At 71.0% G+C, this 21,331-nt stretch carries 18 protein-coding genes; 14 read left to right on the forward strand and 4 right to left on the reverse strand.

All coding sequences use genetic code 11. The annotated features are described in order from the left end of the window. The first annotated feature begins 1 nt into the window (after nt 1). Entirely contained in the window at nt 2-886 is an 885-nt protein-coding gene (gene sucD, locus ACIQD6_RS01240; protein ID WP_401876846.1) for a succinate--CoA ligase subunit alpha, read from the forward strand. Between the two features lie 163 nt (nt 887-1,049). Here sucD and ACIQD6_RS01245 read toward each other — a convergent pair whose 3' ends face one another. Next, entirely contained in the window at nt 1,050-2,561 is a 1,512-nt protein-coding gene (locus ACIQD6_RS01245) for a sigma factor-like helix-turn-helix DNA-binding protein (RefSeq protein ID WP_401876847.1), read from the reverse strand. Nucleotides 2,562-2,677: 116 nt separating this feature from the next. Here ACIQD6_RS01245 and ACIQD6_RS01250 point away from each other — a divergent pair, with 116 nt between their 5' ends. Then, nucleotides 2,678-4,702: a DUF6350 family protein gene (locus ACIQD6_RS01250; RefSeq protein WP_401876849.1), complete on the forward strand. Its 2,025-nt coding sequence runs from the start codon at nt 2,678-2,680 to the stop codon at nt 4,700-4,702. Here the strand turns inward: ACIQD6_RS01250 and ACIQD6_RS01255 are convergent. Next, the gene (locus tag ACIQD6_RS01255; RefSeq protein WP_401876850.1) at nt 4,692-5,639 is read right to left on the reverse strand and encodes a hypothetical protein; all 948 of its coding nucleotides are present in this window, start codon (nt 5,637-5,639) and stop codon (nt 4,692-4,694) included. The genes ACIQD6_RS01250 and ACIQD6_RS01255 overlap by 11 nt on opposite strands. A gap of 279 nt (nt 5,640-5,918) precedes the next feature. Between ACIQD6_RS01255 and purN the strand changes: the two genes are divergently transcribed. Then, a complete protein-coding gene (purN, locus tag ACIQD6_RS01260) occupies nt 5,919-6,605 on the forward strand; it encodes a phosphoribosylglycinamide formyltransferase (protein WP_401876852.1) in 687 nt (228 codons plus the stop codon). Next, nucleotides 6,602-8,188, forward strand: coding sequence for a bifunctional phosphoribosylaminoimidazolecarboxamide formyltransferase/IMP cyclohydrolase (gene purH / locus ACIQD6_RS01265; RefSeq protein WP_401876854.1), 1,587 nt, complete (start codon nt 6,602-6,604; stop codon nt 8,186-8,188). The genes purN and purH overlap by 4 nt, the downstream gene beginning before the upstream one ends. A gap of 238 nt (nt 8,189-8,426) precedes the next feature. Here the strand turns inward: purH and ACIQD6_RS01270 are convergent, their stop codons facing one another. After that, the gene (locus ACIQD6_RS01270; RefSeq protein WP_401876855.1) at nt 8,427-9,098 is read right to left on the reverse strand and encodes a hypothetical protein; all 672 of its coding nucleotides are present in this window, start codon (nt 9,096-9,098) and stop codon (nt 8,427-8,429) included. Nucleotides 9,099-9,388: 290 nt separating this feature from the next. On the opposite strand from ACIQD6_RS01270, the gene ACIQD6_RS01275 reads away from it, so the two are divergent. Both ACIQD6_RS01275 and ACIQD6_RS01280 read left to right on the forward strand, forming a co-directional pair. Then, nucleotides 9,389-10,252: a bifunctional methylenetetrahydrofolate dehydrogenase/methenyltetrahydrofolate cyclohydrolase gene (locus tag ACIQD6_RS01275; protein ID WP_401876857.1), complete on the forward strand. Its 864-nt coding sequence runs from the start codon at nt 9,389-9,391 to the stop codon at nt 10,250-10,252. A gap of 47 nt (nt 10,253-10,299) precedes the next feature. Further along, complete coding sequence (locus ACIQD6_RS01280; RefSeq protein ID WP_401876858.1) at nt 10,300-11,157, forward strand: DUF3017 domain-containing protein; 858 nt, start codon at nt 10,300-10,302, stop codon at nt 11,155-11,157. A 112-nt stretch (nt 11,158-11,269) separates the two neighbouring features. Here ACIQD6_RS01280 and ACIQD6_RS01285 read toward each other — a convergent pair whose 3' ends face one another. Next, nucleotides 11,270-11,692 carry a hypothetical protein gene (locus ACIQD6_RS01285; protein ID WP_401876859.1) on the reverse strand — a complete coding sequence of 141 codons (423 nt, stop codon included), beginning with the start codon at nt 11,690-11,692 and terminating at the stop codon, nt 11,270-11,272. Between the two features lie 329 nt (nt 11,693-12,021). On the opposite strand from ACIQD6_RS01285, the gene ACIQD6_RS01290 reads away from it, so the two are divergent. From ACIQD6_RS01290 to ACIQD6_RS01325, 8 genes are all read left to right on the forward strand, one after another. Then, nucleotides 12,022-12,861 carry a peptidoglycan-binding protein gene (locus tag ACIQD6_RS01290; RefSeq protein ID WP_401876861.1) on the forward strand — a complete coding sequence of 280 codons (840 nt, stop codon included), beginning with the start codon at nt 12,022-12,024 and terminating at the stop codon, nt 12,859-12,861. Next, entirely contained in the window at nt 12,858-13,793 is a 936-nt protein-coding gene (locus tag ACIQD6_RS01295; RefSeq protein ID WP_401876863.1) for a helix-turn-helix domain-containing protein, read from the forward strand. Before ACIQD6_RS01290 ends, ACIQD6_RS01295 begins: the two co-directional genes overlap by 4 nt. Nucleotides 13,794-14,217: 424 nt before the next feature. Continuing rightward, nucleotides 14,218-15,501, forward strand: a complete 1,284-nt coding sequence (locus ACIQD6_RS01300) for an XRE family transcriptional regulator (protein ID WP_401876864.1) — start codon at nt 14,218-14,220, stop codon at nt 15,499-15,501. Nucleotides 15,502-15,817: 316 nt separating this feature from the next. Next, nucleotides 15,818-16,807, forward strand: coding sequence for a malate dehydrogenase (locus tag ACIQD6_RS01305; protein ID WP_401876866.1), 990 nt, complete (start codon nt 15,818-15,820; stop codon nt 16,805-16,807). A gap of 187 nt (nt 16,808-16,994) precedes the next feature. After that, nucleotides 16,995-17,243: a helix-turn-helix transcriptional regulator gene (locus ACIQD6_RS01310; protein WP_401876868.1), complete on the forward strand. Its 249-nt coding sequence runs from the start codon at nt 16,995-16,997 to the stop codon at nt 17,241-17,243. After that, entirely contained in the window at nt 17,243-17,794 is a 552-nt protein-coding gene (locus tag ACIQD6_RS01315) for a hypothetical protein (protein ID WP_401876870.1), read from the forward strand. The genes ACIQD6_RS01310 and ACIQD6_RS01315 overlap by 1 nt, the downstream gene beginning before the upstream one ends. 180 nt (nt 17,795-17,974) lie before the next feature. Beyond that, nucleotides 17,975-19,477 (forward strand): aldehyde dehydrogenase family protein, encoded by a 1,503-nt coding sequence (locus ACIQD6_RS01320; protein WP_401876872.1) that lies wholly within the window; start codon nt 17,975-17,977, stop codon nt 19,475-19,477. A gap of 121 nt (nt 19,478-19,598) precedes the next feature. Further along, on the forward strand, nt 19,599-21,272 hold the full coding sequence (locus ACIQD6_RS01325) for a GMC family oxidoreductase (protein ID WP_401876873.1): 1,674 nt from the start codon (nt 19,599-19,601) through the stop codon (nt 21,270-21,272). Nucleotides 21,273-21,331 lie beyond the last annotated feature (59 nt).

A 21,331-nucleotide genomic window follows, 5' to 3' on the forward strand; every position in this document is an offset into this window, starting at 1 on the left:
CATGGCTATCTTCCTCACCAAGGACAGCAAGGTCATCGTCCAGGGGATGACCGGCGCCACCGGCATGAAGCACACCAAGCTCATGCTGGGTGACGGCACCAACATCGTCGGCGGTGTGAACCCCCGCAAGGCCGGTACCTCCGTCGACTTCGACGGCACTTCCGTACCGGTCTTCGGCTCGGTCGCCGAGGCCATCGAGAAGACCGGTGCCGACGTCTCCGTCGTCTTCGTGCCGCCGGCCTTCGCCAAGGCCGCCGTCGTCGAGGCGATCGACGCCGAGATCGGCCTGGCCGTCGTGATCACCGAGGGCATCGCGGTGCACGACTCCGCCGCCTTCTGGGCGTACGCGGGCAAGAAGGGCAACAAGACCCGGATCATCGGTCCGAACTGCCCCGGTCTGATCACCCCCGGCCAGTCCAACGCCGGCATCATCCCGGGCGACATCACCAAGCCCGGCCGCATCGGTCTCGTGTCCAAGTCCGGCACGCTGACCTACCAGATGATGTACGAGCTCCGTGACATCGGCTTCTCCTCGGCCGTCGGCATCGGTGGCGACCCGGTCATCGGTACGACGCACATCGACGCCCTCGCGGCGTTCGAGGCCGACCCCGAGACCGACCTGATCGTGATGATCGGCGAGATCGGCGGCGACGCCGAGGAGCGTGCGGCCGACTTCATCGCGAAGAACGTCACCAAGCCGGTCGTCGGCTACGTCGCGGGCTTCACCGCGCCCGAGGGCAAGACCATGGGCCACGCCGGCGCCATCGTCTCCGGCTCCTCCGGCACCGCCCAGGCGAAGAAGGAGGCCCTTGAGGCCGCGGGCGTGAAGGTCGGCAAGACGCCGACCGAGACGGCCGGTCTGGCGCGCGCGATCCTCGCGGGCTGACTCCTTCGTACGGACTGTCCCGCAGGGGCCGACCCGCACGGCTTGTCCCGCACGGACTGTCCGTACAGTTCCACGCGCGTGGGCCCGTACCCCCTTCCCGGGGTGCGGGCCCACGCGCGTTCGCGGGTGCCGTTGTGTCTGCCGTGCTTCGTCGCCCTGCCGCTCATTTCGTCTGCGGGACCAGCCGCGGCGGCCCGTTCATCGGCTCGGTGCGGAGCATGTCGCGCAGTCGCAGGTCCTCGGCGCTCAGCCGCTCGGGACCGCTGTTCACCGGGACGCCGCCGATCCGCTCGCCCGGGGCCTGGGGCGGGTCGTACTGCGTCGGGGCGGTCGTCAGCGTGAAGCCGGTGGCGCCCACGATCAGCGCGGTGAAGGCGATGGCGGTCCGCGTCCAGAACCTGGCCCGGCGCTCACATCCGTTCCGTACCGTGCGAGCCGGCAGGATCGACGGGGGCGTCACCGCGCGGGTGAGGGCGCCGAGGCGCTCATGCAGCAGCTCCGCGTCGGTCAGCTCGGGCAGGCGTCTGGCGAGCGCCTCGCGTGCGTTCATCAGCCGGTTGGCGACGGCCGGGGTGCTCGCCTCGGTCTCGGCGGCGGTTTCCGGAAGATCGAGGCCCAGTCCGTCGTAGAGCAGCAGCGCGCGCCGGTAGGACGCCGGGAGATCCAGCAGCGCCTGCCGCAGTTCCCGCGCGCCGGGGCCCTCGTGCTCGCCGGGTGGCGGGCCGGAGGGCTTGCCGGTGCGGCGGATCCGGTGCCAGGGCGACATGGCGTACTCGTACGCGGCGGCCCGCACCCAGCCCGCCGGATCCCGGTCGACCGCGACCTCCGGCCAGCGCTGCCAGGCGAGGTGGAAGGCGCGCTCGACGGACTCCTGGGACAGCGAGCGCCGCCCGGTGAGCAGATACGCCTGGCGTACGAGGGAGGGCGCCGCGTACGCGTAGAGCGCGTCGAAGGCCTGGTCGGGGGTGAGCGGCCCGGTTTCCGGCCCGGCTTCCGCCCCAGCCCCGGCCCCCACCTCGCTCCCTGCCCCGACGCCTGTCCCGGTCCCTGCCCCGACGCCTGTCCCGGTCCCCGCCCTCGTCGGAATACCTGCCTCGTTCCCCGTCGCCGTCCCGATGCTCCCTTCGGCCTCCGTCCCGGCCCCTGGTCCGGCTCCGGCTCCGGCAGCGGCTTCGGGAGCGGCGGCGGGGGCGGGATCGGTCGCCGTTCCGGTGGCGGCCGTCGTCGGTACGGTGTTCCCCGTCGCCCGGAGGGACCGCGGCGGATAGGCCAGATGCGGCGAGCGGGCCAGATGCGAAGGGCGTGACGGGTAGGGCGATTTCGTGTGATGCCGGGGCGCGGACTCGCTGCGGCGCCGGGCGGCGGTCCGTTCCGCCGCCGCCATCTCCGCTGCCCTCTCGGCCCGTTCGGCCTGCGCGGCCTTCGCCCGGATCTCCGCCGTGATGTCGGCCAGCAGCTTCGCGTATGCCTCTCCCTTGCGCCCCCGCGGAGCCGTACGACCCGACTCCCAGGACCGGATCGTCGACCGGGTGACCCCCACTGCCGTCGCCATCTGCTTCTCGGTCAGCGACTTCGCCTCGCGCAGCCCGCGCCGTTCCTCGGGAGAGGGCAGCTGGGCGAGGGAAACGCCGGCCGTGGTGCTGTGATTGGTGCTGTGCGTGGTTTTCTGCGTCATGAAGGGCTCCCCGCAGCACTGGAATGGACCAAAAAGCACATAAACGTATATTGAGCGACACAGCGGCTCTTCGCCTGTTACACGAATAAAGAGCGTGTCGTTGGCAGCATGTCGGCGTGACCCAATTGACCGATCGCGCTACGCCTCTGTCCTCGGCCGCGGCCGAGGACAGAGGCCGGGCCGCCGCGCTGACCGCCGCTTTCCTCCGTGGAGCCATCGCCGCGGGCCTCGGGCTCGGCACGCTCGCCGTGCTGGCGATGGCGCTGTGGATCAGTTCGCCGTACCCCGAGAGCGGTGCCGGGCAGACCCTGCATGTCGCGGCGGCGCTGTGGCTGCTGTCCCACGGCATCGAGTTGGTACGCCCCGACACCCTCTCCGGGACCCCCGCGCCACTCGGGCTCGTACCGCTGTCGCTCGCGGTCCTGCCCGTGTATCTCGTGTACCGGGCCGCCCGGGACACCCTCGACCCCGAGGAGGGGCGTCCGCAGCTCACCGCGCTCGGCACCGTGGCCACGGTGGCCGGTGGATATCTGCTGGTCGGGGCGGGCGCCGTGCTCTACACGGCGGGCGGGCCGCTCATCGCGCATCCGGTGCGCGCGGTGGTCGCGCTGCCCCTCGTGCCGGTGCTGTCGGCGGCAGCAGGTGCGTGGACCGCGTACGGCCGTCCGCGCGGTCCGCTGCCCCTGTGGCTGCCGCGGGCGGTACGGAGCCTTCTCGTCCGTACGGTGTGGGCGCCCGCCTCGCTGCGCCGGGGCGCGGTCGCGGTGCGGGCCGGTACCGGGGCCGCGCTGCTTCTGCTGGGCGGCGGCGCGCTGCTGGTCGGAATCTCGCTGGTGTGGCACGCGGGCGCCGCGCATGAATCGTTCCTGCGGCTCGCCGGGGACTGGTCGGGGCGGTTCGCCGTCCTGCTGCTGGGACTGGCGCTGGTGCCGAACGCCGCCGTCTGGGGCGCCTCGTACGGTCTCGGGCCCGGATTCGCGCTCGGTACGGCATCGACCGCCACTCCGCTGGCCGTCACGGGCACGCCCGCGCTGCCGTCCTTCCCGCTGCTCGCCGCGTTGCCCCACGGCCCGGGTACGGCGTTGAACTGGGCGGCGGCGGGTGTGCCGGTCGTCGCCGGGCTGGCGGTGGCCTGGTTCACCGTACGGGTGGCCGCGCCGCCGTTCGCCGTACGGGAGGAGGCCTGGGGCGCGGGCGCGACCGCGCTGACGGCGGCGCTCGGCGGCGTGGCGACCGCGGGGCTGATGGCGTTTCTGGCGGCGATGTCGGGCGGGCCGTTGGGGAACGCGGACCTGGCGGTCTTCGGCCCCGTGTGGTGGCTGACGGGCGCGGCGGCGCTGGTGTGGACGGTGGTTCTGGGCGTACCGGCGGCGCTGCTGCTACGGGTCTGGCGGGTGCGGGAACGGCGCGTGAAGCCCGTACCCGAGCGGGAGCCGGAGCCGGAGTTGGTGGAAGAGACCTCGGGTGGGGCCTCGGGCGGGACCTCGGGCGGGACCTCGGGTGGGACCTCGGGTGGGGCCGATTTCGTGCCTCGGCAGGCGGTGCGGTGGTGGACCCCGTGGCGACGGAACAGACGCAAGACCTGGGAGGCGCCCAGCAGTCTGGACATTCTGAACGCCGTACTGGATGCCCCGAAGGACGAGAGGCGCCCGGAAGGAGGAGCGGACGCGGGGAGAGAGGCGGACGCGGGAGCGGCGGCGGAGGCCGCGACGGGAGTGGCGGAGGAGACTGCGGTGGGCGCTCCGGCACAAGCCCCGGAGCAGGCTTCGGCGCAGGCCCCGGCGGACGTGCCGACAGAGGCGCCGCCGGAGGCGCCCGGTCCGGATCGTGAGGCGTATGACTTCCTGCCCGCCGATGCCTGGCACGAGCGCGGTGCGCGCCAGGTGCGCTGGGCGGCGTTCAAGGAGGCGTCGGGCGATCTGATCACCGGCCCCCCGGCGGCGCCGTCACCCCCGGAACCGCCGCCTTCGAAATCGCCGTCACCCCCGGAACCGCCGTCGGAGCCGGTCTCGTTCGAGACGAGCGGCTCCGACGAGGGGAAGAGAAGCGACCAGGACGGGAGCCGGAGCGGCGAAGGCCCGGATGCCGAGCATCCGGACGGTCCGGACGTTCCCGGTGACCGTCCGGGCGTTACTCCTTGACGCCGAAGAACGGGACCAGCGAGCGCGGCAGCAGATCGTTGCAGGACAGCTGGCCGGTCTTCGTGAGGGAGTCGTTCACACAGGTGTAGTAGTCGCGGTAGACCACCTGCACCGTGAACGTCGCCGCCACCATCACCAGCGCGAGACTGGCCGCCACCAGGCCGCTCACCGCCGCCGTCGTCTGCTGCTTGGCCGGGCCCGAGCCCTGCCCCTGGACCTGGCCCGGGGCGGGGCTCCGCTGCTCCTGCGGCGCCGCAGCCGTGCCGCCGGACAGCGCGTGGTCGGGGCCGGTGCCGGACGGACGCTTCCCGGACCGGGCGCGCAGGGAGCTGATGCTCCAGTACAACGCCAGTGAGCCGAGCAGCAGGGCGATCTCCGGGAGGTCGTAGAGCGCGAAGAAGAAGGCCCACATTCCGGAGAGCAGCGCGTAGCGGGCGCGGCGCTGTGCCGGGTCGGTCGGGTCCCAGCGCAGCGCGCTGCCGCGGCCTCCGTCGGGACCGTCCTGACCGCTGTCCTGCTTGTTTCCCTGCTCGTTCTTCCCGTTCTGGCCCCCGGGGCGGCTGCCGAAGCCGCCCGAGGAACGGCCGGGCTGCCGGCTGCTCCACTGGCTGCCCCAGCCGCCCCGGTCGGAACCGGAATCCGAGTCCGAGCCCGATCCGGAGCCGTTGTCGGAGGAGCCGCCGTTGCCGGGGTGGCGAGGTTGCCACGGCTGGTCGGGCCTGCCCTCGGGCGGCGGTGCGAACGGATTGTCGTCGGAGGAGCCCGAGGAGCCTGACGACCCCGAAGAGGAGCCCGACGGACCCGAAGAAGTGTCCGACGAGTCCGGGTCCGAAGGCCCTGTCGAACCGGTGGAAGAGGACTGGCGTTCCCGCGGCAGCAGCACCGGCCCGGAAGGCGGCGGGAGGTGGAGTGCCGTGCGGCGGCGTCGGTCCGGCATCTGGTGAACGTCTTCCCCTCAGACTCCGCGCGCCCTCAGACCCAGCGCGCGGGGGTCTTGTCTCGTATGGCCCGTCCCGGAGACGGAACACTGTCCCCAGACGCTACCTCCCGGCCGCGCCCCCGTCCCGTGGGGGCCGCTCGGTGTGCCGGTATCGTTGCTGACGGTCGGCCCCTTCGTAGAGTTCCCCGTATCGGGGAACACGGTTCGTTCGTACGACCACACAAAAGCCGCCGCACGACCCGCGAGGCTGTGCTCGCTCCCAGAAAGGCGCCCGTTGTGGCCTCCCCGCCCGCTGCCCCCTCCGCAGGCTCCTCAGATGCGGCGAACTCAGGAGACCAGTACCGCCCGGCCCGTCCGGCCCGGCTCGTGGTCCTGGTCTCCGGGTCCGGTACGAATCTCCAGGCCCTGCTCGATGCCATCGGCGACGACGTCACGGCCTTCGGGGCCCGGATCGTCGCCGTCGGCGCGGACCGCTCCGGCATCGCGGGCCTGGAGCGCGCCGAGCGCGCCGGGCTGCCGACCTTCGTCCGCCGGGTGAAGGACTACGGGACCCGCGACGCCTGGGACGCGGCGCTCGCCGAGGCGACCGCCGCGTACGAACCGGACCTGGTGGTCTCGGCCGGCTTCATGAAGATCGTGGGGAAGGAGTTCCTCGCGCGCTTCGGCGGGCGGTTCGTCAACACGCACCCCGCCCTGCTCCCCAGCTTTCCCGGTGCCCATGGCGTACGTGAGGCACTCGCGTACGGCGCGAAGGTCACCGGCTGCACAGTCCACTTCGTCGACGACGGTGTCGACACCGGCCCGATCATCGCGCAGGGCGTGGTCGAGGTACGGGACGAGGACGACGAAGACGCTCTGCATGAGCGCATCAAAGAAGTCGAGCGACGCCTGCTCGTCGATGTCGTGGGGCGTCTGGCCCGGCACGGCTACCGCATTGAGGGACGAAAGGTAACGATCCAGTGAGCGCCGAAGGTACGAAGCGGCCCATCCGCAGGGCTCTTGTCAGCGTCTACGACAAGACGGGCCTCGAAGAGCTGGCCCGGGGGCTGCACGAGGCGGGCGTCACCCTCGTCTCGACCGGCTCCACCGCCTCGAGGATCGCCGCCGCCGGGGTGCCCGTCACCAAGGTCGAGGAGCTGACCGGCTTCCCCGAGTGCCTGGACGGCCGGGTCAAGACGCTGCACCCGCGCGTCCACGCCGGCATCCTGGCCGACCTCCGGCTCGACTCGCACCGCGAGCAGCTGGCCGAGCTGGACATCGAGCCGTTCGACCTGGTCGTCGTGAACCTCTACCCGTTCCGCGAGACGGTCGCCTCCGGCGCCACCCCCGACGAGTGCGTCGAGCAGATCGACATCGGCGGGCCCTCGATGGTCCGTGCCGCCGCCAAGAACCACCCCTCGGTCGCGGTCGTCACCAGCCCCGAGCGGTACGCGGACGTCCTCGGGGCCGTACGGGACGGCGGGTTCGACCTGGCGACCCGTAAGCGGCTGGCGGGCGAGGCGTTCCGGCACACCGCCGCGTACGACGTGGCCGTCGCGTCCTGGTTCGCCGACGGCTACGCCGCCGCGGACACGGCGTCCGACAGCGGCTCCGCCCCGGCGGGCCTCCCGGAGTTCCTGGGCGCCACGTACGCCCGCAAGAACGTGCTCCGCTACGGCGAGAACCCGCACCAGCCCGCCGCGCTCTACACCAGCGCCGAGGGCGGTCTGGCCGAGGCCGAGCAGCTGCACGGCAAGGAGATGTCGTACAACAACTACACGGACACGGACGCCGCGCGCCGTGCCGCGTACGACCACGCCGAGCCCTGCGTCGCGATCATCAAGCACGCCAACCCGTGCGGGATCGCGATCGGTGACGATGTCGCCGAGGCGCACCGCAAGGCGCACGACTGCGACCCGCTCTCCGCGTTCGGCGGGGTCATCGCCGTCAACCGTCCGGTGTCCGTCGCGATGGCCGAGCAGGTCGCCGAGATCTTCACCGAGGTCATCGTCGCGCCCGGTTACGAGGACGGCGCGGTCGAGGTACTGGCCCGCAAGAAGAACATTCGTGTGCTGCGCTGTCCCGACGCCCCGGCCGCGCAGGTCGAGGTGAAGCCCATCGACGGCGGCGCGCTGCTCCAGGTCACCGACCGTATCCAGGCCGACGGCGACGACCCGGCGAACTGGACCCTGGCGACCGGCGAGGCGCTGTCCGAGGCCGAACTGGCCGAGCTGTCCTTCGCCTGGCGCGCGAGCCGCGCGGTCAAGTCCAACGCGATCCTGCTCGCCAAGGGCGGCGCTTCGGTGGGCGTCGGCATGGGCCAGGTCAACCGCGTCGACTCCGCGAAGCTGGCGGTGGAGCGCGCGGGCGAGGAGCGTGCGCGGGGCGCGTACGCCGCGTCCGACGCGTTCTTCCCGTTCCCCGACGGCCTGGAGATCCTCCTGGCGGCGGGCGTCAAGGCAGTGGTGCAGCCCGGCGGTTCGGTCCGTGACGAGCAGGTCGTCGAGGCGGCGAAGAAGGCCGGCGCGACGATGTACTTCACGGGCACGCGGCACTTCTTCCACTGAGGCCGCCTGCTGAGAGCGTGCGTCATCCCGGCTCACGCGGTTGCCCGGCTTTTGAACGGCTGCGCCCTCCTCGGACCGACCGAGGAGGGCGCAGCCGTTCAACCGGGCGGGCCCGCGTCCGGCATCGGTACGAAGCGGGCTGACGCCGTGTCCGTACGAAGGGGTACGGAGGGGTACGGAGGGGTGCGCCGGCGGAGTGCGAGCAGAGCGGGCGGGTCGGCTCAGTGGCGCGGGTGGTTCAGTAGCGCGGGCGCTGGAACCAGGCGGCGCCGTCCGACTTCGCGACGAACACGATGATCAGGATGCCGAGCGCCAGGGTGACGATGCCGCTCGGCAGCGAGACCACACCGCCGAGGGTGGCGAACGCGCCGTAGACGATCGCGCAGACACGCGTGGCGTTGCCGCCGGTCTTCATCTTCAGCGCCAGCATGACCGAGAGCGCGGCGAAGATCAGTATCAGCACACCCATGAAGCCGAGGACGCCCTGGCCGAAGTCGTTGAAGGCCGCCGTGTCGGAGCTGGAAGCACCGGCCTCGTCGAGCGCGTCGTCGACGGAACCCATCATGGCGAACATGGCGATCCCGCCGATGACCTGGAAGGCGGCCATGACCCAGAGCAACACCCGGGTCGCCTTGATCCCGCCCGGCATCTCCATGTGGCCACCGGGGCCGCCCGGGTAACCGCCGTACGGCTGCTGGACCGGAGGGGCCTGCGGGTAGCCGTAGCCGGGCTGACCCTGGGGCTGGCCCGGGTAGCCGTAGCCCGGCTGGCCCTGCGGCGGCTGACCGTAGCCCGGCTGACCCTGGGGCGGCTGACCGTATCCGGGCTGGCCCTGCGGCTGCCCGTAACCGGGTTGCTGATCTGGCTGGCCTTGCTGGCCGTACGGGTTGTTCGGGTCGCCGAAGCTCATGCGGGGTTCCTCCGTTGGTGATGCGGGGACGTCACGTCCCGCGTGGAGGAACTTTCTCTCAAACTGAGCGGTCTGCCCCCCGACGCCGGCCGCGCACTGCGCGGTCATCGTGTTATCAACGTCTTATTTTTGTCCAGTCGCTTTTCGCAGGTGTTGTGCAAGTGCAACCTCTGCCGGACTCGCTCGCCGAGGGTCGGCGCCGGTGCTTGCGGAGGGCGCGTGACCGCGCAGGTGAACCCTCGGTAGCCGTGAATTGGAACAGGGGAGGGGTCATCCGCGAGGATGGGGCCATGAGCGCCCAGATTCTCGATGGCAAGGCCACCGCAGCCGTGATCAAGTCCGATCTGTCCGTCCGTGTGGCGGCCCTCAAGGAGCGGGGCATCACGCCCGGCCTCGGCACCCTGCTGGTCGGGGACGACCCGGGCAGCCGTTGGTACGTGAACGGCAAGCACCGCGACTGCGCCCAGGTCGGTATCGCCTCGATCCAGCGAGAACTGCCCGACACCGCCTCCCAGGAGGAGATCGAGTCGGTGGTCGGCGAGCTGAACGCCAACCCCGAGTGCACCGGCTACATCGTGCAGCTCCCGCTGCCCAAGGGCATCGACACCAACCGCGTGCTGGAGCTGATGGACCCGGCCAAGGACGCCGACGGGCTGCACCCGATGAGCCTCGGCCGACTGGTGCTGCACGAGACGGGACCGCTGCCCTGCACCCCGTACGGCATCATCCAGCTGCTGCGCCACCATGGAGTCGAGATCAAGGGCGCGCATGTGGTGGTCGTGGGCCGCGGTATCACCGTCGGCCGGTCGATCCCGCTGCTGCTGACCCGTAAGTCCGAGAACGCGACGGTCACGCAGTGCCACACGGGAACCCGCGACCTGTCGGCGCAGCTCAAGCAGGCGGACATCATCGTGGCCGCGGCGGGCGTGCCGCACATCATCAAGCCCGAGGACGTGAAGCCGGGCGCGGCGGTCCTGGACGTCGGCGTCAGCCGTGACGAGAACGGCAAGATCGTCGGCGATGTCCACCCGGGCGTGGCCGAGGTGGCCGGCTGGATCTCCCCGAACCCGGGTGGCGTCGGCCCGATGACCCGCGCCCAGCTGCTGGTCAACGTGGTGGAGGCGGCCGAACGCGCCGTCGCCGACGCGAGCTGAGCCGACGGCCGAACCGTACTGCCGACGTAATGCGGAAAGGGGCACCCATGGGTGCTGGTACGAGCGCGGGCGACGCGGCCCGGTCGCGGCGCGAGGAGCGCGCGGCTGCCGCGAAGGGCGCGGCGGCGGAGAGCCCTGTCGTGGGGAGCCCGGTCCCGGGGAGCCCGGTCGCCGTGGGGGCTGGTGCCCCCGAGCAGCCGACAGTGGCGGAGCGGACGACACCGGAACCGGCTGTGGCGGAATCGGCTGTGGCGGAATCGGCTGTGTCGGGGACGGCCGCGCCGGTACGGGACGTACCCGGGACGACGGTCGGCGAGAAAGGGGACGACGGTGCCGCTGGGGGCACTGACGGTGGCTCCCGAGCCGCTCGCCCCGCAGCCGCCGACGGCACTGCCGACGCCGGTGCCCCTACCGATGCCGATGCCGATGCCGACGCGAATGCGAATGCGAACGCGAATGTGAACGCTGATGCCGATGGTGACGGTGAGGCGGCCTCGGTCTCCGACTCCGCCCCGGACCGGCGGTTCTCGATCACGCAGGACACCGCACGGCCCGAGGGCGGTGGGCGTGCCGCGCCGGGGGAGGCCTCCGCGCCGGCGCGGCAATGGCCGCTGCTCAGCGTGCTCGGGACGACCGCCCTCGGGCTGTTGGTCGTCGGCACGCACCTCTTCGCCGAGGCGTTCCGGGTCGGCACGATCCTGATCGGTGTGGCCCTCATCGGCGGTGCGGTCCTGCGGCGCGTGCTGCCCTCCGTGGGCATGCTGGCCGTACGTTCGCGCTTCACGGACATGCTCACGTACGGCGTGCTGGGTGTCGTGATCGTGCTGCTGTCCCTGATGACGCAGCCCGACCCCCTGCTGGAGATTCCGTTCCTGGAGGACGTGGTCCACTCGACCGTCACGTAGGGCGTGTCGCGGAGGCCCTGGCGGGCATGACGGTGGCCCGTCCTCTCCCCCGTGGAGGACGGGCCACTGCCGTTCGTCGGGCGGTGACGCCTTGTCGGGCGATGCCGCGTGATTACTTGCAGGACGGGCTGTTGCGGATGTCGATCGCGTAGAGCTTCCAGCCCGCGTTCACCTTGTAGGTCCCCTTCGGCTTCGCGCAGCCCCACGCCTTCGTGCCGTTCGACTTGACTCCGTAAATGCGGGCCCCGTCGTCCTTGCGGCTGTTGTAGATCGAGGTGGCCGACTTCGCCTTCGCGCCGAGGGCCTGGTAGCCCATGTCCTTGTACGCGGCCACCGTCGTGCCGCCCTTGATGAAGCAGACGCTCGGGTACGCACACGAAGCCTTCTGCGCGTTGGCGGACCACGTGGTCTGCTGGACGGCGGTCGGCCGGGCCACCTCGCTCGTCTGCGAGGCGACCGCGCCGGGAGCTGTGGCCAGGCCGGCGCCCAGGGCCAGACCGGCCGACGCGAGGGCGATGCGCTTGCGCGTGTTCATGAGTTGGGTTCCTCCCCGTGTGGTGAAGGGCGGCGCGGGGTGGACCGCGCCGCCCGGTGTGCTCCACAGACTGTTCCGCGTCACATCGCGCCGCCGCCAGGCAAAGCCGCCGAAGTGGTCAACCGTGGGACAAACGAGGCGCTGACCTGTGGGGATGCCGGATCTCACGGGACGTTGTGGGACGCCGTGGGACGGATCTCGCGGCGTGGCGGCCTGTCCGGAAGGAGGCGCCGCCCCGGCGTCACCCGCAACCCGGCGTTGAGTGGCGGCCGTCCCGGGGAGAAAGGGGACGTGAGCCTCGGACAGGCCCGATTACGCATGAGGTGGACATGCCGCGTTGGAAAGAGCTTCCGTCAGAGCTGCCGGAGAGGGAACATCAACTCATCGTGCTGCTCAGGCGGTTGAAGGACCGCTCAGGGCTGGGACTGGCCGCGCTGGCGGCGAAGACCAGTTACAGCCGCTCCTCCTGGGAGCGTTATCTCAATGGCAAACAGCCGGTGCCACGCGGGGCCGTGGAGGAACTGGCACACGTGTGCGGGACGGAGCCTACGAAGCTGCTCGTCCTGCACGAAATGGCCGCGGAGGCGCGGGAGTCGGCACCCGCGGGTTCGGCGGGAGCGAGGGAAGCGGGCGCGGAGACGTCACCCGAGCCCGGGGCCCGGTCGGAGCCCGGAGCCGAGCCCAAGTCCGCTGCCGCGCCCGCCTCTTCGGCGGCGGCCCCGCCCGAGGCTCCACCGGCGTCCGGCGCCCAGCCGTCCTCCCGGCGGCTGGTCCCCGCGCGGTACGCGCTCGCGGGGGCGGTCGCCGCCGTGGCCGTCGCGTTTGTCGCGGGCCTGCTGCTCCCTCGCCCCGGAGGCGGGGATACGGAGGCTCCGGCGGCGCAGACCTACGGCCCCGGCCGTACGTACGACTGCGAGGACGGCCGCAAGGACGGCGCGGCCTACGCCGGGCACAGCGTCACCACCGAAGAGCTGATCGACATCAACGGCAGCGGCCGTGACGTCGTCGAGGCGCAGTGCCTGCTGAAGCGGCACGGCTTCGACCCGGGGGAGATCGACGGGCTGTTCGGCCCGACGGCGAAGTCCGCCGTACGGGAGTTCCAGATCGCGCGCAAACTGGTCAGTGACGGCATCGTCGGTCCGGACACCTGGGCGGAGTTACGGCGGTGAGCGACGCGCGACCGAAGGCCCCTGAATGCGAGCGGCTGGCGGCCGAGTTGAGTGCGTTACGGGAGCGTACGGGGCTGAGCCTGGCCGCGCTCGGCGACCGTACGCCGTACAGCAAGTCATCCTGGCAGCGCTATCTCAACGGGACGAAACCCTTGTCACGGCAGGCGGTCGAGGCGCTCTGCAAGCTGGCGAACGAGCCCCCCGGGCGGCTGCTCGCGCTCTGGGAGCTGGCCGACGCGGCCTGGAGCGGCCGGGCGGGTGGCGGGAGCCTCCGGGCCGATGCCGATGCCGATGTCGATGCCGGTACTGCTACCGGTACAGGTAGAGGTACGGGTTCAGGTACTGGTACCGGTGTTGGCGTCGTACCGCCGAGCGTGCCCGTGTCGGTGGGGCCGGGTGAGTCGCCCCGGAAGCGTCGGCGTGCTCCGGTGATCGTCGTCGTGGCGGCAGCCGTGGTCGCTGTGTCGGCACTGCTCGCGGTCTCGCTCGCACTGGACGGGGGAGGGGGAGAAGGAGAGGAACGGCGCGACGCGGCGGACGCGAGCTGGCTCACCGCGACGCCGGTGCCGCCCGGTTGTGCGGGCCCGACGTGCGAGGGGCACCGCCCGTCGATCATGGGCTGTGGTGGTCCGGGGATGGTGACCAACCGCGGCTCGTTCACCACCACGGGCGGGCAGCGGCTGGAGCTGCGGTACTCGGAGATGTGCGGCGCCATGTGGGTACGGGCGACCGGGCTGCGGTTGGGGGACCGGGTCGCGCTGGCCGTGCCCGGCGGACAGGTGCAGGAGATCGAGCCGGTCGCCCGGCGGAACGTCGGGCGCTATCTCTCGACCCCGATGGCGAGGGCCGTCGATCCGGACGAGGCGCGGGTGTGCCTGCGGCCCGAAGGAGGCGCGGGCCAGGAGTGTTTCGGAGGGGGCCCGACCTCATGAGCCGGATCGCCTCATGAGCCGGATTTTTCCGACCAGGTGGCCCCTCTTCGCGGGGAGGGCGCGGGAGTTTCTCGTCCGGCCGAACGGCCGCCGTGGCCAACGCCGTTGACAGAGAGACGGCGCCCATCCCCTCCCCCGAGGCAGGACGGGCGCCGTCCGTATCTGGCGGTGAGATCAGCGTCACGGAGGCGCCACCGCCGATCAAGAGTTGTTCCGTTCCTGTGGCACGGAAGTGACCATTCCACCATGGTGTGATCAGTGGGCAACGAATGCGAGACTGGAGTGGGGGATCGGCGCGGGGACGCGCGCGGGGGTGCGAGTACGTGAGTAACGGGCCGTCGGCCTGCCGGGGAGGCAGAGAACGGCGGGCGGACGACAGCGCGGGGCACATCAGGCACGTGCGGGGGGACAAGGGGGAGGCGAAATGCCTCGTTGGAAGGCGCTACCGGACGAACTCGACCCGGAGATAGTCGAGTTCACGAGCCAGTTGCGCAGGCTCGTGAACCGCAGCGGGCTCAGTATCGCGGCGGTGGCGGACAGGACCGGCTACAGCAAGACGTCGTGGGAGCGCTATCTCAACGGGCGGCTGCTCGCGCCCAAGGGCGCGGTCGTCGCACTGGCCGACGTGACCGGCACGCCACCGGTGCATCTCACCACGATGTGGGAGCTCGCGGAGCGCGCCTGGGGCCGGTCCGAGATGCGTCACGACATGACGATGGAGGCGATACGGATCTCCCAGGCGCGGGCGGCGCTCGCGGAGACGGGCCAGACGGCGCTCGTCGATCTCGGTGGCCCGGGTGACCCGAGTGGTCCGGGCGGGCCCGGTGGCCCGGCCGGTCCGGGTGGTAAGGGCGGTCCAAGTGGCACAAGTGGCAAGGGGGGTACGACCGGTCCGGCCGGCGCGGGTGGTCCGGGCGGCTCATCCGGCCCCGGTACCCATACCGGCGCCAACTCGGGTGCCAGCGCCAGTACCAGTGCCAGTGCCAGTACCGGCACCGGCACCGGCACTTCGTCGGGCCGCGCCCAGTGGCCTTCCATGTCACTGCAGAGCGACCTCGCGGCCTCGTATCCGTCAACTCCGCAACAGCCGCAGCACCCACAGCGTCCACAACATCCACAGCAGGGGCAGCAGGGGCAGGGGAAGCCGCAGGGGCAGCGAGGGCAGCACGCGTCGGGCCGTCCGCCCGCCGCCTCGACCGGCAAGATGCGCGGTCGCCGCAAGGTCGTGACGTTCGTGGCGGGCGTTGTCGGCGCGCTGCTGGTGATAGTGGCGGCCGTGTTGCTGACCGACATCGGCGGTGACGGCGGCGGGGCCGTCGCCAAGTCCCCGTCACCCGCGCCGACCACCAAGGCCCCCGTACTGCCGGCCGGTGTGAAGTGTGCCGGTGACGACTGCACGGGACAGGATCCGGAGGGCATGGGCTGCGGCGGTCAGTACGCCACGACCGTCTCCAGCGCCACGATCGGTACGTCCCTGGTCGAGGTCCGTTACAGCAAGACGTGCGGAGCGGCCTGGGCCCGGATCACCCAGGCGGCCATCGGTGACGAGGTCCGGATCACCCCGGACGGGGGAAAGGCCCAGAGCGGTTCGGTCGACGGGACCAAGAAGGACGCGTACACGCCGATGGCCGCCGTGCCGAGTGAGGCGGACGTCAAGGCGTGCGCGACGCTCGCGACCGGCGCGACGGGCTGTACGACGACGCCGTGACGCCCACGGCGCCCCAGCGCCGTATCGCCATCACCGTCACCATCACCGTTCACGGAGTCGTGACACGGAGCCCCGCCCCTGTGACACACCGCTGACGTACCGCCGTGAGCCGTGCCACAAGGGGTCGGGGGTTCGGGGTGCCCCAGGTCGGATAGCCTGACCGCTGTACATCTCTTCACGTCAAGATTCAGATCGAGTTCCGGACCGCGATCCGCAATCCGGATCAGCAGCCGGAGCGGCGACCGGATCAGCGATGGGGAGATGTCCCGCACCAGGGGCAGGGACCCCCACCGCCAGCTGTCTTACGGAGATCGCCATGACCCGCACTCCCGTGAATGTCACCGTCACCGGCGCGGCCGGCCAGATCGGCTACGCGCTGCTCTTCCGTATCGCCTCCGGTCATCTGCTCGGCTCGGATGTGCCGGTCAAGCTGCGTCTTCTTGAGATCCCGCAGGGCCTCAAGGCCGCCGAGGGTACCGCGATGGAGCTCGACGACTGCGCCTTCCCGCTGCTCAGCGGTATCGAGATCACGGACGACCCGAACGTCGCCTTCGACGGCGCGAACGTAGCCCTGCTCGTCGGCGCCCGCCCCCGTACCAAGGGCATGGAGCGCGGCGACCTGCTCTCCGCCAACGGCGGCATCTTCAAGCCGCAGGGCAAGGCCATCAACGACAACGCCGCGGACGACATCAAGGTCCTCGTCGTCGGCAACCCGGCCAACACCAACGCGCTGATCGCCCAGGCCGCGGCGCCCGACGTACCGGCCGAGCGCTTCACCGCGATGACCCGCCTCGACCACAACCGCGCGATCTCCCAGCTCGCCGCGAAGACCGGTGCCGCGGTCTCCGACATCAAGCGCCTGACGATCTGGGGCAACCACTCCGCCACCCAGTACCCGGACATCTTCCACGCGGAGATCGCCGGAAAGAACGCCGCGGAGACGGTCAACGACGAGGCCTGGCTGGCCGACACCTTCATCCCGACCGTCGCCAAGCGCGGCGCGGCCATCATCGAGGCCCGTGGCGCCTCGTCGGCCGCCTCCGCCGCCAACGCCGCCATCGACCACGTGCACACGTGGGTCAACGGCACCGCCGAGGGCGACTGGACCTCGATGGGTATCCCGTCGGACGGTTCCTACGGTGTGCCGGAGGGCCTGATCTCCTCCTTCCCGGTCACCACCAAGAACGGCACGTACGAGATCGTCCAGGGCCTGGACATCAACGACTTCTCGCGTAGCCGGATCGACGCCTCGGTGCAGGAGCTGACCGAGGAGCGCGACGCGGTGCGTGGACTCGGCCTGATCTGACGCGGGTCCTCCGCGCGACAGTCAGTCCTCGGTCCAAGCCCCGAGGGTCCAACCCCCGAGTTCAGCCCCGGCCCGCCGTGAAACATCCGGCGGGCCGGGGCTTTCGTATGTCCGCAAAGACTTTCGTATGTTCGCAAAGACCGTCGCGGTGTTGCGTCCCTACGCTCGAATGTAGTACTTCTTATACATGAGCGAGCAGGTGCACAACAGGCTGGCGGTTGTCAGGGCCGAGCGCAAGGTGTCCCGGCAGCAGTTGGCCGAGGCGGTGGGGGCCCACTATCAGACGGTCGGTTACATCGAGCGGGGGCAGTACAACCCCAGCCTCGACCTCGCGCTGAGGATCGCGGAGTTCTTCGGTCTCCCCGTGGAGGCGCTGTTCTCCCTCGAACCCTTCAGCCCGCTCACGGACGAGGTCTACGGGAGGAAGCAGCAGTGATGACCACACGAGAGACGCCCGCGCCGCAGCGGCGGGCGTCGGAGCCGACGACGTACGACCGGCGCATGTTCGCGCTGATGAACAGGACGGAGGGGCGGCCGTTCCATGCGACGGTCGTTCGCAGGCGCATCGTTGTCTGTACGCACATCGTGCTGACCGTCCTCGGTGTGGCGGCCGGTGTGACGGCGGGTTTCGCCAAGCAGCAGTGGGCTCTTTACGTGCTCCTCGCCGTGCTGCTGCCGTGGTGCTTCGCGACCGGCGTGATCAACGCGGCCACGCGCGGGCTGTTGGAGCTGCGGGGGCGGGTGCTGGACGAACGGCAGCTCGCGGAGCGCGACCGCGTACTGGCGCGCGCCCACCGGGTGACCCTGTTCCTGCTGCTGGCGGCCACGCTCGCGGCCGGTACGTCCGGCTGGTTCGGCGACGTACGGATGGACGTACGGGTCGAGGCTCTGGTCGTACCCGTACTGGTCGCGGTCCTCTTCGTGCACTGGATGATGCCGCTGTGGGTGGCCGGGCTGCTCGTCCGGGACGAGCCCGCCGAGGAGTGACCGGGCGCGCCCGACAGGTAGTGCTCCGGAGGTGTTCCACAGGTGTTCCGCGACTGTTCCGCGTGACCCCCAGCACTTTCGGACACCGGACGCGCATGCTTTCCGCCCCCCGGGGCAGGTGCCGGGATCGCCAGTTATTGCTGGTGGAGAACGTTCCGGGAATGGAAGGCAATACGCGACGTGTCGGCACAACAGACGATTCATGTGGACGGAAAGTGGCGCGAAGCCGCCTCCGGCGCCACACGGGACATCCTCGACCCCGCCGACGCGACGGTTCTGGCCGTCGTGTCCGAGGGCGGGCCCGAGGACGCCGATGCCGCGATCGCCGCCGCGCGTACGGCATTCGACGAGGGGCCCTGGCCCCGTACCCCCGTCGCGGAGCGGGCCGGCCTGCTGCGGCGGACCGCCGAGTTGCTGGTCCGTAACCGCGAGAAAATAGCGCTGCTGGAGTCCAAGGACTCCGGCAAGACCCTGGAGGAAGGGCGCGTCGACGTCGACTGTGTCGCCGACGCCTTCCGCTACTTCGCCGATCTGGTGATGAACGAGAGCGGCGGCCGGGTCGTCGACGCCGGTTCGGACACCGTCCACAGCGTGGTCGTCCATGAACCCGTCGGCGTCTGCGCGATGATCACGCCCTGGAACTACCCGCTCCTGCAAGCGAGTTGGAAGATCGCCCCGGCCCTCGCCGCGGGCAACACTTTTGTGATCAAGCCGAGCGAGGTCACCCCGCTCTCCACGATCGACCTCATCGACCTGCTCGCCGAGGCGGGCCTGCCGCCCGGCGTCGCCAACCTGGTGACCGGCGCGGGCGCTGAGGTCGGCGCCCGGCTGTCCGAGCACCCGGACGTGGACCTCGTCTCGTTCACCGGTGGCCTCGTCAGCGGTACGAAGGTGATGCAGGCGGCCGCGCCCAGCGTGAAGAAGGTCGCCCTCGAACTCGGCGGCAAGAACCCGAACGTCGTCTTCGCCGACGCCTGCGTCACCGAGGAGGGCTTCGACACCGCCGTGGACCAGGCGCTCAACGCAGCCTTCATCCACAGCGGTCAGGTCTGCTCCGCCGGTTCGCGCCTGATCATCGAGGAGTCCCTCCGCGAGCGCTTCGTCGCCGAACTCGCCCGGCGCGCCCCGCGGATCCGCCTCGGACGCGGCACCGAGGAGAACGTCGAGTGCGGTCCGCTCGTCTCCGCCCAGCAGCTCGCGAAGACCGAGGACTACGTCGCCTCGGCCCTCGCGGAAGGAGCCGTACTGCGCTCCGGCGGCAAGCGGCCCGAGCCGTCCGAGGTCCGTCCCGCCGACGGATACTTCTACGAGCCGACCGTCCTCGACCGGTGCCACCGCGAGATGCGTGTCGTACGGGAAGAGGTCTTCGGCCCCGTGCTGACGGTGGAGACCTTCCGTACGGAGGACGAGGCCGTCGCCCTCGCCAACGACACCGAGTACGGCCTGGCCGGCGGCGTGTGGAGCTCGGACGCGGGGCGCGCGCGGCGCGTGGCCGGACGGCTGCGGCACGGCACCGTGTGGATCAACGACTTCCACCCCTACCTCCCGCAGGCGGAGTGGGGCGGCTTCGGCAAGTCCGGCATCGGCCGTGAGCTGGGCCCGGCCGGGCTCGCCGAGTACCGCGAGTCCAAGCACATCTACCAGAACCTCGAACCGCGCCCGGTGCGCTGGTTCGCGGGCTGAACCACCTCCGTGCGCGCCGACGCGATTCCCACCCGCGTCGGCGCGCACGCCCTTGAGCGCACCTCGTACCCCCTCCAGCAGTCACCCCGCACCACCCTCCAGCAGAGGAGCAGAAGAACCCATGGCATCCACGGTCGAGAACGGCGATGTCGAGTACGGCGATGTCGAGAGCGGCTCCGCCGGGAATCGCTCCGCCGAGACCGGCTCCATCGCGTACGACTACGTCGTCGTCGGAGGTGGCACCGCGGGATCGGTGATCGCCTCCCGCCTCACCGAGAACCCGGACATCAGCGTCGCCGTCATCGAGGGCGGCCCCTCCGACGTCGACCGGCCGGACGTGCTGACGCTGCGGCGCTGGATGGGACTGCTGGGCGGCGAGCTGGACTACGACTACCCGACGACCGTGCAGCCGCGCGGCAACTCGCACATCCGGCACAGCAGGGCCCGGGTGCTCGGCGGCTGCTCGTCCCACAACACGCTCATCGCCTTCAAGCCGCTGCCGTCCGACTGGGACGAGTGGGCGGCGGCCGGAGCCGAGGGCTGGGACGCCGCCGCCATGGACCCGTACTTCGGCCGGCTGCGCAACAACGTCGTGCCGGTGGACGAGCGGGACCGTAACGCCATCGCCCGCGACTTCGTCGACGCGGCGCAGTCGGCGCTGGGAGTCCCGCGCGTCGAGGGCTTCAACAAGAAGCCCTTCCACGAGGGCACCGGCTTCTTCGACCTCGCGTACCACCCGGAGAACAACAAGCGTTCCTCGGCGTCGGTCGCCTACCTCCACCCCTTCCTGGACCGGCCGAACCTCCATCTCCTGCTGGAGACCTGGGCGTTCAGGCTGGAACTGGACGGCACGCGCGCGACGGGCGTACGCGTACGGACGGCGGACGGCGCGGAGAAGCTCATCACGGCGCGCACCGAAGTCCTCGTCTGCGCGGGCGCGGTGGACACTCCGAGGCTGCTGATGCACTCCGGCATCGGCCCGCGCGCCGATCTGGAGGCGCTCGGCATACCGGTCACGCATGATCTGCCGGGTGTCGGGGAGAATCTGCTCGACCACCCGGAATCGGTCATCGTCTGGGAGACGGACGGGCCGATCCCCGAGAACTCGGCGATGGACTCGGACGCGGGTCTGTTCGTGCGACGCGATCCGGAGATCGAGGGTCCGGATCTGATGTTCCACTTCTACCAGATCCCGTTCACCGACAACCCGGAGCGGCTGGGGTACGAACGCCCCGAGCACGGCGTCTCGATGACCCCGAACATCCCCAAGCCGCGCAGCCGCGGCCGGCTCTATCTGACGAGCGCGGACCCGGAGACGAAGCCCGCCCTGGACTTCCGCTACTTCACCGACGAGGACGACTACGACGGCCGGACGCTGGTCGACGGCATCAAGATCGCGCGGCAGGTAGCCGCCTCGGAGCCGTTGGCGCACTGGCTGAAGCGCGAGGTCGCCCCGGGACCCGAGGTCACCTCGGACGAGGAGCTGAGCGCGTACGCCCGGTCGGTCGCGCACACGGTCTACCACCCGGCGGGCACCTGCCGGATGGGCGCGGTGGCCGACGAACAGGCCGTCGTCGCACCGGACTTGAAAATCCGTGGACTGGAAGGCATCCGTATCGCCGACGCGTCCGTCTTCCCGACGATGCCCGCCGTGAATCCGATGATCGGCGTCCTGATGGTCGGCGAGAAGTGCGCGGAGCTGCTGACCGGGGCGGCGGCCGGGACCAGCGGGACATCAGGGGTGGACAAGACAACAGGGGCGGGTGGAGCGGCCGGGACGAGTGAGCCGGCCTAAGAGGGGTGCGGCAGGCACCGAAGAGCAGGGACTGAACCGATGAGCGGTCTCAAGGGAGT

This window comes from Streptomyces sp. NPDC088400 (assembly GCF_044753355.1).
In the GTDB taxonomy this organism is placed as follows: domain Bacteria; phylum Actinomycetota; class Actinomycetes; order Streptomycetales; family Streptomycetaceae; genus Streptomyces.

Coding starts and splice junctions, on each gene's coding strand:
- ACIQD6_RS01310 (WP_401876868.1), top strand. CDS start 16,995: ATGAGCGAGCAGGTGCACAACAGGCTGGCGGTTGTCAGGGCCGAGCGC.
- ACIQD6_RS01300 (WP_401876864.1), top strand. CDS start 14,218: ATGCCTCGTTGGAAGGCGCTACCGGACGAACTCGACCCGGAGATAGTC.
- ACIQD6_RS01255 (WP_401876850.1), bottom strand. CDS start 5,639: ATGCCGGACCGACGCCGCCGCACGGCACTCCACCTCCCGCCGCCTTCC.
- ACIQD6_RS01315 (WP_401876870.1), top strand. CDS start 17,243: ATGACCACACGAGAGACGCCCGCGCCGCAGCGGCGGGCGTCGGAGCCG.
- sucD (WP_401876846.1), top strand. CDS start 2: ATGGCTATCTTCCTCACCAAGGACAGCAAGGTCATCGTCCAGGGGATG.
- ACIQD6_RS01280 (WP_401876858.1), top strand. CDS start 10,300: ATGGGTGCTGGTACGAGCGCGGGCGACGCGGCCCGGTCGCGGCGCGAG.
- ACIQD6_RS01270 (WP_401876855.1), bottom strand. CDS start 9,098: ATGAGCTTCGGCGACCCGAACAACCCGTACGGCCAGCAAGGCCAGCCA.
- ACIQD6_RS01290 (WP_401876861.1), top strand. CDS start 12,022: ATGCCGCGTTGGAAAGAGCTTCCGTCAGAGCTGCCGGAGAGGGAACAT.
- ACIQD6_RS01305 (WP_401876866.1), top strand. CDS start 15,818: ATGACCCGCACTCCCGTGAATGTCACCGTCACCGGCGCGGCCGGCCAG.
- ACIQD6_RS01275 (WP_401876857.1), top strand. CDS start 9,389: ATGAGCGCCCAGATTCTCGATGGCAAGGCCACCGCAGCCGTGATCAAG.
- ACIQD6_RS01285 (WP_401876859.1), bottom strand. CDS start 11,692: ATGAACACGCGCAAGCGCATCGCCCTCGCGTCGGCCGGTCTGGCCCTG.
- ACIQD6_RS01325 (WP_401876873.1), top strand. CDS start 19,599: ATGGCATCCACGGTCGAGAACGGCGATGTCGAGTACGGCGATGTCGAG.
- ACIQD6_RS01245 (WP_401876847.1), bottom strand. CDS start 2,561: ATGACGCAGAAAACCACGCACAGCACCAATCACAGCACCACGGCCGGC.